The following is a 13,602-nucleotide window of genomic DNA, read 5'->3' on the forward strand; positions in this document are numbered from 1 at the left end:
TCGGGGGAGGGCTACGGTGGGGTCCGTGATGGACGTACGGCGCGCCACGGAGCGCTACCGAGGCGGCGACCCGGAGGCCGGAATCGAGTCGCTCCACGCCTTCTCCTTCGGCCCGCACTACGACCCCGACAACCTCCGCTTCGGCGCGCTGATCGCCTGCAACGAGGAGCGGCTGGCCCCCGGCGCGGGCTTCGACGAGCATCCGCACAGCCACACCGAGATCGTGACGTGGGTCGTCGAGGGCGAACTGACCCACCGCGACTCGGCGGGTCACGAGACGGTGGTCCGTCCCGGAGACGTCCAGCGCCTGAGCTCGGCGGCGGGCGTCCGGCACGTCGAGCGCAACGACGGCCCGGCCCCCCTGGCCTTCGTCCAGATGTGGCTGGCCCCGCTGCAGCCCGGCGGCGACCCCTCGTACGACATCGTCCACGGCATCGCGGACTCGACGCCGTACGCCGTCCCGGAGGCGGGCGCGATGCTCCACGTACGGCGCCTGGCGGCGGGGGAGCGGACGGCGGTACCCGACGGGGCGTACGCGTACGTGCAGGTCGTACGCGGCGAAGTGAGCCTGGAAGGCGAGGAGTTGGGGCCGGGCGACGCGGCACGCATCACGGACGCGAAGGATCTGGAGGCGGTGGGGGTGACGGGGGCGGAGCTGCTGATCTGGGAGATGACGGGCTGACCGGCGCCTTGGTGGTTCACCTCTCGACCCGCCGAGTCGGGTGGTGGGTGGGCGAAGGCCGGGAGTCCAGGGGGCGGAGCCCCCTGGGACGGGACGGGAAGGGGCGGCGGGGGCGAAAGAAACCCGGCGGCACCCCGTCCGGCCGGCCTCAGCCCCGCAACTCCGCCAGCACGGCGTCCGTGAACACCGGCCACGCCTCGATCGCCCAGGGCCCGAACGCCCGGTCGGTCAGCGCGACGCAGGCCACCCCGGCGTCCGGGTCGATCCAGAGGAACGTACCGGACTGCCCGAAGTGCCCGAAGGTCCGCGGCGAGGACGAAGCGCCCGTCCAGTGCGGCGACTTGCCGTCGCGGATCTCGAAGCCGAGCCCCCAGTCGTTGGGGTTCTGGTGGCCGTACCCCGGAAGCACGCCCTTCGTCCCCGGGTACTGGACCGTCATCGCCTCGGCGACCGTACGGGGATCCAGCAGCCGCGGTGCCTGGACCTCCGCCGCGAACCGCACGAGGTCGTCCACCGTCGACACGCCGTCCTTCGCCGGTGAGCCCTCCAGCGAGGTCGACGTCATCCCCAGCGGCTCCAGCACCGCCTGCCGCAGATACTCCGCGAACGGGATCTCCGCCGCCTTGGCGATGTGGTCCCCGAGCTGCTCGAACCCGGCGTTGGAGTACAGCCGCCGTTCCCCGGGCGGGGCCGTCACCCGGTGCTCGTCGAAGGCCAGCCCCGAGGTGTGCGCGAGCAGATGACGGACCGTCGCCCCGGTCGGGCCGGCCGGTTCGTCGAGCTCGATCGCACCCTCCTCGTACGCGACGAGGGCCGCGTACGCGGCGAGCGGCTTGGTGACCGAGGCCAGCGGGAAGCGCTGCCCGACCGGGCCGCGGGCACCCAGCAGGGTCCCGTCCGCCCGTACGACGGCCGCCGCGGCGGTGGGAACCGGCCAGTTCTCGATCAAGGCGAGGCTCTGCAAGGACATGTCGTCGAGCCTAAGCCGCTCAGAGCTTCAGCCCCATCGCGGGGTCCGGCTTGCGGACGAAGCCGAGGGCGGCGTACAGCGGCTCGGCCTGCTCGGACGCGGTCAGCATGACCTGGCCGGCGCCTCGCTCACGGAACCACGCGAGGAGTTCCTCCATGCACGCGCGCGCGTAGCCGCGGCGGCGGGCGTCCGGGTCGGTGGCGACGCTGAAGACGTACCCGGCGACCCCGCGCGGATTGCCCGCCTTGCCGATCCGGTACTCGATGGTCCCCACCACCAGCGCAGCCAGCGCCCCCGGCCGTTCCGGATGGTCGACCACGAACGCCGCGAAGTCGCCGTCGGGCCCGGCCAGCCGGGCATGCAGGGCGGGCAGGCCCTCCGCGTGCCACTCCGTGTCCCCGGCGTCCGGTCCGGACATCGAATCGATCATCACCTGGCGCAGACGCAGGACTTCCTCCGCGTCCTCGGTCGTGGCACGACGTACAAGACTCATGCCCCGCACGCTAGCCAGCCGACCTGTGCCGCGTCCTGCCGATTTCTTACCGATACCGCTTGCTTCGAGTGCGCTCCAAGGCCATAGCGTTGAGGTCATGACGGTGATGGAGAGCACGGGTACCAGTACCGACAGCTGTGCGGGCCCGCGGCACCCGCAGCGGCGTCCGGAAGGCCAGGACAGCTACACGATCAGCGAGGTCGTCGCACTGACCGGCCTGACCGCGCACACCCTGCGCTGGTACGAGCGCATCGGCCTGATGCCGCACATCGACCGCTCGCACACCGGCCAGCGCCGCTACTGCAACCGCGACCTCGACTGGCTCGACCTCGTCGGCAAGCTCCGGCTGACCGGCATGCCGGTGGCGGACATGGTGCGCTACGCGGAACTGGTCCGCGAAGGCGACCACACCTACACCGACCGCTTCGAGTTGCTGAAGGCGACCCGCGAGGACGTCCTCGCCCGGATCGCCGAACTCCAGGACACGCTCGCGGTCCTGGACCGGAAGATCAATTTCTATGCGGACGCCGGGCGGGCCCTGGCGTCGGAGAGGTCCTGATGACGGACGGCAAGATCCCCGCGGTACGGCTCGGCGACGACGGCCCCGAGGTCGGCGTACAGGGGCTCGGCTGCATGGGCATGAGCTTCGCGTACGGCCCCACGGACGCCGGCGAGTCGAGGGCCACCCTGGAGCGGGCGCTGGAACTCGGCGTCACCCTGTACGACACGGCGGACGCCTACGGGGCGGGGGAGAACGAGAAGTTCCTCTCCCCGTTCTTCAAGGCACACCGGGACGAGGTCGTGATCGCCACCAAGTTCGCGCTGTCGATCCCGCCGGACGACCCGACCAGGCGCGTCATCCGCAACGACGCGCCGTACATCCGCCAGGCCGTCGAGGCGAGCCTCGAGCGCCTCGACGTCGACGTGATCGACCTCTACTACATGCACCGGCGCGACGTGAACGTGCCGATCGAGGAGACCGTCGGCGTCATGGCCGAGCTGGTGCGCGAGGGCAAGGTCAAGCACCTGGGCCTGAGCGAGGTCACGGCCGGCGAACTGCGCACCGCGCAGACCGTCCACCCGATCGCCGCCGTGCAGTCGGAATGGTCGCTGTTCAGCCGGGACATCGAGGCGAACGTGGTACCGACGGCCCGCGAACTGGGCGTTGCCCTGGTGCCGTACTCCCCGCTCGGCCGCGGCTTCCTCACCGGCTCCTTCGCCAACGCCGAAAAGGACCTCACCGCCGACGACTTCCGCCGCCAACAGCCCCGCTTCACCGGCGAGAACGCGGCCGCCAACGTGGCACTCCTGGAGCCGGTCCGCACGGTGGCCGAGGCCCACGGGGTCTCGCTGGGTCAGGTCGCACTGGCGTGGGTCCAGCAGCAGGCCTCGGTGCACGGCCTCCCGCTGGTCCCGATACCGGGCACGCGCAAGGTCGGCCGGATCGAGGAGAACACGGCGGCGACGCGGATCGAGCTGACGAAGGAGGAGCTGGCGCTCCTGGAGCCGATCGCAGCGAAGGTGGCCGGCGACCGCTACGCGGACATGACGTTCACTTCTGCCGGACGTGAGTGACTAGAGCTCGGCCAGCAACTCCGCCTTCTTCGCGGAGAACTCCTCGTCCGTCACCAGCCCGGCCTGGTGCAGCTCCCCGAGGTGACGAATCCGCTCGGCGATGTCGGCGGGATCCCGGCGCGGCATGGCCGCCGTCGGGACAGCCGGCAGCGCGGAGCGGTCCCGGAGCGCGGCCAGTACCGCCGCGGCGAACGGCAACGACTCGTGCACGGGCCCGTATCCGAGCCCGAACACCACAGCGGCGGGATCCTGGTCGGCCTGCACCGGCGGTGCCTCCCCGCGCAGCAACCGCAGATGCCCCTCGAACACCTCCGGCGACCGCCACTGCACCCCGGTCAGCTCGGACACCGCAAAGGTCTGGTCGCCGGCCTTCCACTTCGCCGAGGACGCCCCGGTCCAGAACCAGCGGAAGTGCACGGCCCTGCCGTCGAAGGACGCCTTCCCGTCGTACGCCTTGAACTGCAGCGGCACTTCGGGAGCCTCCACCAGGAACCGGTCGGACGGTCCGTCGTCCTGCTTCAGCTGCGCACGCAACTCGTCGGCGTAGTACTCGGCGAGCGTCTCCTTCTCGGCGGGCAGCACCAGCCGATACGGATCACAGCTCTCCTTGAGCTGTCCCGCGGCCGCCTCCATCAACGGATCGGCACCGGGACGCGGTTCGGCGTGCAGTACCACCGTCCCGCGTTTGCCGTGGGTGAGAGTCACCCCGGCGAGCGCGTCGAGGGGGACACGTCGTTCCCCCAACGCCTGGAAGAGCTTGGGTGTTCGAATCCCCCGTTCGTAGCGGATGAGCACGGAGTCGGAGTCGAACTCCCAGGCGGCATGAAATCCGGCCAGTACGTCACCCATGCGGGTCATCGTATGCGGCACGAGCTCCTTCGTCCCCTCCCCACGCATCCGTGGATTTCTCCGTCTCTACGCGCGTCCGGCCGATGCCGTCCCGGACAAACCCGTCCGGCAGGCTCCGGTATCGCCCGCGCAGTGCACCGAGCGGTATGCGCCAGTGCCGATCTCCGCGAAGTTCAGCAGGCTCTCCGTGCCCGGCTCGAAATAGCCGCCGTGCCCGTCCGCGCCCCGCGCCGACAGGACCCGCGCGCCGAACGCGGCGGACATCGGGTCCGCCCCGTGGCCGAGCCCTCCGACCTCCATGTACGGCACGTCCTGCACCCAGTCGTCGGCGTCCCGCATCGCCCACACATGCGCGGAGGTGCGCAGGTGGGACGCGTTCGCGACGCGCATCCCGGGGCTGCCGGCCACCGCTATGTCGGCCACCCGGTCCGGCAGCGTCCGCGCGGCGAGGCCGCACACCACCGAGCCGTAGCTGTGGCAGAAGAGGGAGACCGGGGTACCGCCGGGAAGGCCGCGCACCAGCGCGTTCAGCCGTACCGCGCCGTCCGCCGCGCGCATCGCGGTCGCCGAGTCGATGCCGAGCCCGCTGGGTGCGGTGTAGTCGGCCCAGGCGATGACGGCCGTACGCGTCGACGGGCTCGCCGCGCGCTCGGCCCGGTACAGGGCCGTGGCCATGCCGACCGGCGCGGAGTACTGGCGGGAGGTCCGCTGGAAGGTGAGCAGTTCGGTGTCGACGCCGGGGACGACGACCGAGACCCGCTCCGCGTTCCGCAGGCTGCCGAAGACCTCGGCGACCCGGCCCGAACCGTCGGGGTCGAAGGCGAGGATGTGGCGGCCCTTGCTCATCAGCGACTCGTAGCGGTGCATGCGCCGCCCGGCCTCCTGCTGGCCGTCCGGGGTGAGCCGTACGTCGTGCATGCGCTTCAGCTCGACCTTGCGGGCCTGCCCGAGGGCGATGCGGTTGGCGCGGTAACGCAGCTCGACGGGCGCGCCGTTCATGTTGCCGACGGCGAGCGGATAGCGGCGGGCGAGGCTGCTGCGCTGCTGCGCGGTGAGCGAGGCGAAGAACCGGGCGAGACGGTGGGGGGTCGTCTCGTCGGGGTCCGGCAGCCGGTCTCCGGCGATGTGGCCGTGCTCCCAGTCGGAGAGCGATGCCTGGAGCGCGGTGCTGCTCCGCTGACTGCGCAGTGCCGTCCAGCCGGTGGTCGCCAGCATCACGAACACCACGGCCAACGCGAGCAGTGCGCGCCAGACGTTCAGTTGGGGGGAGGTGTCGAAGGAAGTCACTGAAAGGACACACTAGGAGAACGAGAGGGTCTCGCGTTAACCAAGTGGCGTGAATCACGTTTGGACAAAACCGGGCCTTCAGTGCATAGTGCCGTCGCCTTCAGGCCGTTCGCCAGTTTCCCGCCAGTGCGGGTCCCACCTGTTCGAGGTACGTGACCGTCAGGTCGCGCATCGCGTCGAGGCTGAAGTCCTCGCCCGTGCTCCACTGTCGTTCCGTCACCCGTATCACCGCGCTGAACAGGGCCACCGTGAGCCGGGGGCGCGGGTCGGTGTCCACATCGAGGCCCTCGCGCTCGGCGAGCACCCGCGCGATCGTCTCCTCGACCTCCGCCGAGCGGCGCAGATGGGCGGCGAGCAGGACGGGCGTCGACTCGATCACCTGGTACATGCGCAGATGCAGCTCCACGGGTACGACGGATTCGACGACCTCGCCCAGCGTGTCCCAGCCCTCCAGGACGGCCTGCCGCAGCGCCTCCATGGGCGCCTCGTGCGCCGGGCGCTCGCGCACCGACTCGACGAAGCGCTCCAGCGTCATCTCCTGGACGGCGAGCGCGGCCTCCTCCTTGTTCGCGAAGTAGCGGAAGAAGGTGCGCTGCGAGACGTCGACCGCCTCGGTGATGTCGTCGACCGTCGTCTGTTCGTACCCCCGGCCGGTGAACAGTTCGAGGGCGGCCCGCAGCAACGCGTCGCGGGTGCGCTGTTTCTTGAGCTCGCGCAGCCCAGGCCGTGCCGCGGTGTCCATGGTGTCTCTCCTCGCAGATGACGAAAACTGTCCTGACAGTTACCGACTTGTGAATTGGTTTGTCAATTGTCAGTGGCTGTCATTAGCCTCGCCGCATGACTAGTCAGACCACCATCGACAAGACGGGGCCGGGGGGCACGGCGCCATCCGCCCCGTCGGACCGGTCGCCCGCCTCCGGGCTGCGCGGCCATCCCTGGTTCACGCTCATAACCGTCGCGGTCGGGGTCATGATGGTGGCCCTGGACGGCACCATCGTGGCCATCGCCAACCCGGCCATCCAGTCGGACCTGAAGGCGAGCTTCGCCGACGTCCAGTGGATCACCAACGGCTACTTCCTCGCCCTCGCGGTCTCCCTGATCACCGCGGGCAAGCTCGGTGACCGCTTCGGCCACCGGCAGACCTTCCTGATCGGCGTGGTCGGCTTCGCCGGCGCCTCGGGCGCGATCGGCCTGTCCGACAGCATCGCGCTGGTCGTCACCTTCCGTGTCCTGCAGGGCCTGTTCGGCGCGCTGTTGATGCCGGCCGCGCTCGGCCTGCTGCGCGCGACCTTCCCGGCCGAGAAGCTCAACATGGCCATCGGTATCTGGGGCATGGTCATCGGCGCCTCCACCGCGGGTGGCCCGATCCTCGGCGGCGTCCTGGTCGAGCACGTCAACTGGCAGTCGGTGTTCTTCATCAACGTGCCGGTCGGCATCCTCGCCGTCGCCCTCGGTGTGGTGATCCTGCTCGACCACCGAGCTGCCCTCGGGCGGAGCCCGGAAAATGGATACAGCGCCCCGCGCTCCTTCGACATCCTGGGCATCGCCCTGCTGTCGGCCGCCATGTTCTGTCTGGTGTGGGCGCTCATCAAGGCCCCGGAATGGGGCTGGGGCGCCGGGACTACCTGGACGTTCGTCCTCGCGTCCGTGGTCGGCTTCGCGCTCTTCGCCTTCTGGGAGACGAAGGTCAAGGAGCCGTTGATCCCGCCGGCGCTCTTCCGCTCGGTCCCGCTGTCGGCGGGCGTCGTCCTCATGGTCCTCATGGCGATTGCCTTCATGGGCGGTCTGTTCTTCGTCACCTTCTACCTGCAGAACGTGCACGGTATGGGCCCGATCGACGCCGGTCTGCACCTGCTCCCGCTCACCGGGATGATGATCGTCGGCTCCCCGCTCGCGGGCGCGATGATCACCAAGCTGGGCCCGCGCGTCCCGCTGGCCGGCGGCATGGCCGCCGTCGCCGTCGCCATGTTCGGGATGTCCACGCTGGACGCGGGCACCGGCAGCGGCCTCATGTCGCTCTGGTTCGCCCTGCTCGGCCTCGGCCTCGCGCCCGTCATGGTCGGCGCCACCGAGGTCATCGTCGGCAACGCCCCGATGGAGCTCTCCGGTGTCGCCGGCGGACTCCAGCAGGCCGCGATGCAGATCGGCGGCAGCCTCGGTACGGCCGTCCTGGGCGCCGTGATGGCCTCCAAGGTGGACAGCGACCTCGCGGGCAACTGGAAGGACGCGGGGCTCCCGGAGCTCACGCCGACCCAGCTCGACCAGGCATCCGAAGCGGTCCAGGTCGGTGTGCCTCCGGTCGCCAAGGGCACCCCGGAGGCGATCGTCGCGAAGATCACGGACGTCGCGCACGACACCTTCGTCTCCGGCATGAGCCTGGCGTCCCTGGTCGCCGCCGGAGTCGCCGTCGTCGCCGTCCTGGTCGCGCTGCTCACCAAGCGCGGCGAGAACGCGGAGGCGGGCGCGGGCGTCGGGCACATCTGACGCGGGGCATCACGCCCATCGCCGAACCCCCGGAGGAATACGCGGAGTTCCCCTATCAGGGTGACAACGCTAAAGATTCCTCGCACCCGGTACGCGCCGCGGGTCACAGTGGGTCAAGCCCTCCGGTACGGCATGTTCCCCAGGCAAGTTCGGGACGTTCGTACGACGAACGAGGGCGACCGGATCTGCGGCGCGCTGCCGGAGGGGGGCGGCGCGCCGCAAGGCCGGAGGATTAGCCCCCGCATCGGGGGTACTCGCATCGTCGAACCCGAAACGAACCCAACCAACCGAGGGGTTCTGGGAGTTGATGATGGCGGGCTTCGGACAAGGAACGCGCAGGTACCCCCGCTCACGTAGCCGGACGAGGTCACGGAGTGGGCCGGATCGCGCGACGCTCGGAATCATCGGAGTCATCTGCGCGATCGCCGGATTCTTCGTGCTGGGGATCATCCTCGGCCCCGTCGCGATCGTCTGCGGCTGGCTCGCCATGGGCCGCAGCTGGGCGGGCAGCCGCCCGGTCCCGGCCCTGGTCGCCCTCGTACTGGGCGCCATCGACACGCTCCTGGCGGTCATCTGGCTCGCCGGAGCGGCAACCCCGGGCACGGGCATGTTCTGACCCGGGCGTGAGGGAAGGGCCCCCGGTGGGACGCCGGGGGCCCACCCGCGCAGGCGCGGCAAGCGATGCCGTCGGTCCGCGGGCAGTCGTGCCTCCCTCAGCGCCTTGAAGGCCTGGGGGATCCCACGGGCGGCACGGGTGGGCGCGGACGGCACCCCGTCAGCGCCGGGCCGCGCGATCCGTCCTCCGGGGCCGCAACCCCGTTCACTGCCGAACAGACTGCTCCTGCAACGCCGCGATCTCCGCCCGAAGCGCCCGCACCTCATCGGTCAGCAGGCGGATCGCCTCCGTCTGCCGCCGTTCCTCCACGTCGTCCTTCTCGAACCGCGCGATGAACCACGCGGCGATGTTCGCGGTCACCACACCCAGCAGCGCGATCCCGGACAGCATCAGCCCCACGGCGATCATCCGCCCCAAGCCGGTGGTCGGCGCGTGATCCCCGTACCCCACGGTCGTCATCGTCGTGAACGACCACCACACAGCGTCACCCAGTGTCCTGATGTTCCCGTCCGGGGACTCCCGCTCCACCGACAGCACGGCCAGCGACCCGAACATCAGCAGCCCGACGACCGCCCCCGCGACATACGTCGTCAGCCGGATCTGCGAGGCCATCCGCGCCCGCCGCTGCACCAGCAGCAGTGTCGACACCAGCCGCAGCAGCCGCAGCGGCTGGATCAGCGGCAGCGCCACCGCACACAGGTCCAGCCAGTGCCTGCGTACGAACCGCCGGCGATCCTCGGCGAGAACCAGCCGCACCAGATAGTCGACGGCGAAGGCCCCCCAGACCACCCACTCGACGGCCGTGCACGCGTCGGTCAGCGACCGGCTCGTCGGACTGATCACGATGGGCACGGCGTAGGCGACGGCGAACAGCACCGCGAGGGCCAACAAGGGCCGTTGGGTCCGTCGCTCCCACCGCACCTGCGCCGTTTGTTCCTTCATGAGCGCATAGTAAAGAAACGATAAGGGCGGTGGGGCCCAGGCCCCACCGCCCTTCACTCGATCATGCCGCGCTACGCGTCGCCGCCCGCGGCCCCCGGGTCCGCCGCCGAGACGTCGAGCAACTGGTACCTGTCGATCGCCTGCTTCAGCGCCGACCGGTCGACCTTGCCCTCCCTGGCCAGCTCGGTCAGCACGCCCACCACGATCGACTGCGCGTCGATGTGGAAGAAGCGGCGGGCCGCCCCACGGGTGTCGGCGAAGCCGAAGCCGTCCGCACCCAGTGACTGGTACGTCCCCGGCACCCACCGCGCGATCTGGTCCGGAACCGACCGCATCCAGTCGGACACGGCGACGAACGGTCCCTCCGCGCCGGCCAGCTTCCGCGTCACGTACGGCACCCGCTGCTCCTCCTCGGGGTGCAGCAGGTTGTGCTCCTCGCACGCCACGGCCTCGCGCCGCAGCTCGTTCCAGGAGGTCGCCGACCAGACGTCGGCCTTCACGTTCCACTCCTCGGCGAGGATCTTCTGCGCCTCGATCGCCCACGGCACCGCGACGCCGGACGCCATGATCTGCGCCGGGATCGACCCCGAAGTGCCCTCCGCGAAGCGGTGGATGCCCTTGACGATGCCCTCGGCGTCCACGTTCGCCGGCTCGGCCGGGTGCTGGATCGGCTCGTTGTAGACCGTGAGGTAGTAGAAGACGTCCTCACCCGCTTTGCCGTCGGCGGTCTCGCCGTACATCCGGCGCAGACCGTCCTGCACGATGTGCGCGATCTCGAAGCCGAACGCCGGGTCGTACGCCACACAGCCCGGGTTGGTCGAGGCGAGCAGCTGCGAGTGGCCGTCCGCGTGCTGGAGGCCCTCACCGGTCAGGGTCGTACGGCCGGCGGTCGCACCCAGCACGAAGCCGCGCGCCAACTGGTCGGACATCTGCCAGAACTGGTCGCCGGTGCGCTGGAAACCGAACATCGAGTAGAAGACGTACACCGGGATGAGCGGCTCGCCGTGCGTGGCGTACGACGAACCCGCGGCGATCAGCGAGGCGGTGCAGCCCGCCTCGGAGATGCCGTCGTGCAGCATCTGCCCGGTCGGCGACTCCTTGTACGCGAGGAGCAGGTCCCGGTCCACGGCCTCGTACTGCTGGCCGAGCGGGTTGTAGATCTTCGCGCTCGGGAAGAAGGAGTCCATGCCGAAGGTGCGGTACTCGTCCGGCGCGATCAGCACGAACCGCTTGCCGATCTCCTTGTCCCGCATGAGGTCCTTGAGGAGCCTCACAAAGGCCATGGTCGTCGCGATGGACTGCTGGCCCGAGCCCTTCTTCACGGTCGCGTACGTCTTGTCGTCGGGCAGCGCGAGCGGCTGCGAGCGCACGACGCGCGTCGGGACGTAACCGCCGAGCGAGTTGCGGCGGTCGTGCATGTACTGGATCTCCTCCGAGTCCCGGCCCGGGTGGAAGTAGGGCGGCGCGCCCGACTCCAGCTCCTTGTCGGAGATCGGCAGGTGCAGCCGGTCGCGGAAGCCCTTGAGGTCGGCGACCGTCAGCTTCTTCATCTGGTGCGTGGCGTTGCGGCCCTCGAAGTTCGGGCCCAGCGTCCAGCCCTTGATCGTCTTGGCGAGGATCACGGTCGGCTGGCCCTTGTGCTCCACGGCCGCCTTGTACGCCGCGAAGATCTTCCGGTGGTCGTGACCGCCGCGGCCCAGGTGCAGGATCTGGTCGTCGGTCATGCTCTCGACCATGGCGCGCAGCCGGTGGTCGTCGCCGAAGAAGTGGTCGCGGATGTACCCGCCCGTCTCGGTGGCGTACGTCTGGAACTGCCCGTCCGGCGTGGTGTTCATCTTGTTGACGAGCACGCCGTCGCGGTCCTGGGCCAGCAGCGGGTCCCAGGTGCGGTCCCACACCAGCTTGATCACGTTCCAGCCGGCGCCCCGGAAGATCGACTCCAGCTCCTGGATGATCTTGCCGTTGCCGCGCACCGGGCCGTCGAGCCGCTGGAGGTTGCAGTTGACGACGAAGGTCAGGTTGTCCAGGCCCTCGCGGGCGGCGATGGACAGCTGGCCGAGCGACTCGGGCTCGTCCATCTCACCGTCGCCGAGGAACGCCCACACGTGCGACTTCGAGGTGTCCGCGATCTCGCGCGCGTGCAGATAGCGGTTCATCCGGGCCTGGTAGATCGCACCGATCGGGCCGAGGCCCATCGACACGGTCGGGAACTCCCAGAAGTCCGGCATCAGCCGCGGATGCGGGTAGCTGGACAGGCCGTACGGCGCCTTCGACTTCTCCTGGCGGAACGCGTCCAGGTTCTGGTCGCTGAGGCGGTCCAGCAGGAACGCGCGGGCGTAGATGCCCGGGGAGGCGTGGCCCTGGAAGAAGACCTGGTCGCCGCCGTCGCCCTCGTCCTTGCCGCGGAAGAAGTGGTTGAAGCCGACGTCGTAGAGGGAGGCCGAGGAGGCGAAGGTGGCGATGTGGCCGCCGACGCCGATGCCGGGCCGCTGGGCGCGCGAGACCATGACCGCGGCGTTCCACCGGGTCGCGTTCAGGATCCGGCGCTCGATCTCCTCGTTGCCCGGGAAGAACGGCTCGGCCCTGGTGGGGATGGTGTTCACGTAGTCCGTGCTGCGCATCTCCGGCACGGCCACGCGCTTCTCGCGGGCACGCTCGATGAGCCGGAGCATCAGGTAGCGGGCCCGCTCCCGGCCGCGCTCGTCCACGGCGGCGTCGAGGGAGTCGAGCCACTCCTGGGTTTCCTCGGGGTCGAAGTCAGGAACCTGACTCGGAAGGCCGCCAATGATGATCGGATTGCGATCGGATCCGGAAGCCACGCTGTTCCTTACCTGTCAGAGGGCTGCTTTGCGAGGGATTTCTCGGGGTTTTCGTATGCCTGCACCGTTCCCCATCGTGTACCTCGGCGTCGCAAACGTCATCTCTACTGTGAGGTAATCAGAGCCTTGTCTGCACGGGCGCACCTCCAGGTGGTTCCCAAACGCGCAAACAGGGCAGAAAGGTGTGGGCTGTGTCACGCCGGGCCGGGACGGTGTGCCGTAGGTTGCGGCGACACGGCCGGTATCGTCACCGTTTCGGCGGTCTGAACGGCCGGGTACTTGCGCGATCCGTCCCGCCCGTGTGGACTACGGCCAATGCTTCGCGCACGCGCGTGGCTGAGACTCCCCCAAGGCCCTGAAGGGGCCCGGGGGGACCCCCATTCCAAAACATGATCAGGAGGCAACCCGTGAGCGCGACCGCGGACCACGCGGAGGAGCGGACGAACCCTGCCGTCAGGCTGGGGTTCCAGCCCGAGCAGGTGGTCCAGGAGATCGGCTACGACGACGACGTAGACCAGGAACTCCGCGAGGCCATTGAGGAAGTCATCGGCAGCGACCTCGTGGACGAGGAATACGACGACGTCGCCGACGCCGTTGTGCTGTGGTTCCGCGACGAGGACGGCGACCTGACCGACGTACTGGTGGATGCCATCACGTACATCGAAGAGGGCGGTTCGATCCTGCTGCTGACGCCGAAGACCGGCCGAGACGGCTACGTGGAGCCGAGCGACGTCTCTGAAGCCGCGACCACGGCAGGGCTGTCCGCGTCCAAGAGTGTCAGTGTCGGCAAGGACTGGAGTGGCAGCCGGCTGGTGACGCCGAAGGCCGCGAAGTCCAAGAAGTAGCCCGCAGCGCCGGACGGGCTGGGCTTCGCTCGGCAGTGGC

13 protein-coding genes are annotated in these 13,602 nt (G+C 69.8%); 6 read left to right on the forward strand and 7 right to left on the reverse strand.

The genetic code is table 11. From position 1 onward, the window contains the following. Window positions 1–25: 25 nt before the first annotated feature. Window positions 26–682, forward strand: coding sequence for a pirin family protein (locus ADK57_RS27750; RefSeq protein ID WP_053752380.1), 657 nt, complete (start codon window positions 26–28; stop codon window positions 680–682). Between the two features lie 148 nt (window positions 683–830). Here ADK57_RS27750 and ADK57_RS27755 read toward each other — a convergent pair whose 3' ends face one another. Together ADK57_RS27755 and ADK57_RS27760 are read right to left on the reverse strand one after the other, a co-directional pair. Then, a complete protein-coding gene (locus ADK57_RS27755; RefSeq protein WP_053752325.1) occupies window positions 831–1,652 on the reverse strand; it encodes a serine hydrolase domain-containing protein in 822 nt (273 codons plus the stop codon). 19 nt (window positions 1,653–1,671) lie between these two features. Further along, window positions 1,672–2,145 (reverse strand): GNAT family N-acetyltransferase, encoded by a 474-nt coding sequence (locus ADK57_RS27760; protein WP_053752326.1) that lies wholly within the window; start codon window positions 2,143–2,145, stop codon window positions 1,672–1,674. A 97-nt stretch (window positions 2,146–2,242) separates the two neighbouring features. Between ADK57_RS27760 and ADK57_RS27765 the strand changes: the two genes are divergently transcribed. Then, the gene (locus tag ADK57_RS27765) at window positions 2,243–2,704 is read left to right on the forward strand and encodes a MerR family transcriptional regulator (protein ID WP_053752327.1); all 462 of its coding nucleotides are present in this window, start codon (window positions 2,243–2,245) and stop codon (window positions 2,702–2,704) included. After that, window positions 2,704–3,720: an aldo/keto reductase gene (locus tag ADK57_RS27770; RefSeq protein WP_053752328.1), complete on the forward strand. Its 1,017-nt coding sequence runs from the start codon at window positions 2,704–2,706 to the stop codon at window positions 3,718–3,720. Before ADK57_RS27765 ends, ADK57_RS27770 begins: the two co-directional genes overlap by 1 nt. Here the strand turns inward: ADK57_RS27770 and ADK57_RS27775 are convergent, their stop codons facing one another. The 3 genes from ADK57_RS27775 to ADK57_RS27785 form a co-directional block, all read right to left on the reverse strand. After that, the gene (locus ADK57_RS27775; RefSeq protein WP_053752329.1) at window positions 3,721–4,578 is read right to left on the reverse strand and encodes a DUF4429 domain-containing protein; all 858 of its coding nucleotides are present in this window, start codon (window positions 4,576–4,578) and stop codon (window positions 3,721–3,723) included. A 57-nt stretch (window positions 4,579–4,635) separates the two neighbouring features. Beyond that, the gene (locus ADK57_RS27780) at window positions 4,636–5,856 is read right to left on the reverse strand and encodes an alpha/beta hydrolase (protein ID WP_053752330.1); all 1,221 of its coding nucleotides are present in this window, start codon (window positions 5,854–5,856) and stop codon (window positions 4,636–4,638) included. 100 nt (window positions 5,857–5,956) lie between these two features. Continuing rightward, window positions 5,957–6,598 (reverse strand): TetR family transcriptional regulator, encoded by a 642-nt coding sequence (locus tag ADK57_RS27785; RefSeq protein ID WP_053752331.1) that lies wholly within the window; start codon window positions 6,596–6,598, stop codon window positions 5,957–5,959. Window positions 6,599–6,693: 95 nt separating this feature from the next. On the opposite strand from ADK57_RS27785, the gene ADK57_RS27790 reads away from it, so the two are divergent. Both ADK57_RS27790 and ADK57_RS27795 read left to right on the forward strand, forming a co-directional pair. Next, window positions 6,694–8,340 carry an MFS transporter gene (locus ADK57_RS27790; RefSeq protein ID WP_053752332.1) on the forward strand — a complete coding sequence of 549 codons (1,647 nt, stop codon included), beginning with the start codon at window positions 6,694–6,696 and terminating at the stop codon, window positions 8,338–8,340. A gap of 307 nt (window positions 8,341–8,647) precedes the next feature. Then, window positions 8,648–8,956, forward strand: a complete 309-nt coding sequence (locus ADK57_RS27795) for a hypothetical protein (RefSeq protein WP_053752333.1) — start codon at window positions 8,648–8,650, stop codon at window positions 8,954–8,956. A 204-nt stretch (window positions 8,957–9,160) separates the two neighbouring features. Here ADK57_RS27795 and ADK57_RS27800 read toward each other — a convergent pair whose 3' ends face one another. Together ADK57_RS27800 and aceE are read right to left on the reverse strand one after the other, a co-directional pair. Then, window positions 9,161–9,898 carry a potassium channel family protein gene (locus ADK57_RS27800; protein WP_053752334.1) on the reverse strand — a complete coding sequence of 246 codons (738 nt, stop codon included), beginning with the start codon at window positions 9,896–9,898 and terminating at the stop codon, window positions 9,161–9,163. 71 nt (window positions 9,899–9,969) lie between these two features. Further along, entirely contained in the window at window positions 9,970–12,717 is a 2,748-nt protein-coding gene (aceE, locus tag ADK57_RS27805) for a pyruvate dehydrogenase (acetyl-transferring), homodimeric type (protein ID WP_053752335.1), read from the reverse strand. A 407-nt stretch (window positions 12,718–13,124) separates the two neighbouring features. On the opposite strand from aceE, the gene ADK57_RS27810 reads away from it, so the two are divergent. After that, complete coding sequence (locus ADK57_RS27810; RefSeq protein WP_053752336.1) at window positions 13,125–13,562, forward strand: DUF3052 domain-containing protein; 438 nt, start codon at window positions 13,125–13,127, stop codon at window positions 13,560–13,562. Window positions 13,563–13,602: the final 40 nt, after the last annotated feature.

The sequence above is a fragment of the Streptomyces sp. MMG1533 genome (genome assembly GCF_001279775.1).
Taxonomy (GTDB): Bacteria; Actinomycetota; Actinomycetes; order Streptomycetales; family Streptomycetaceae; genus Streptomyces.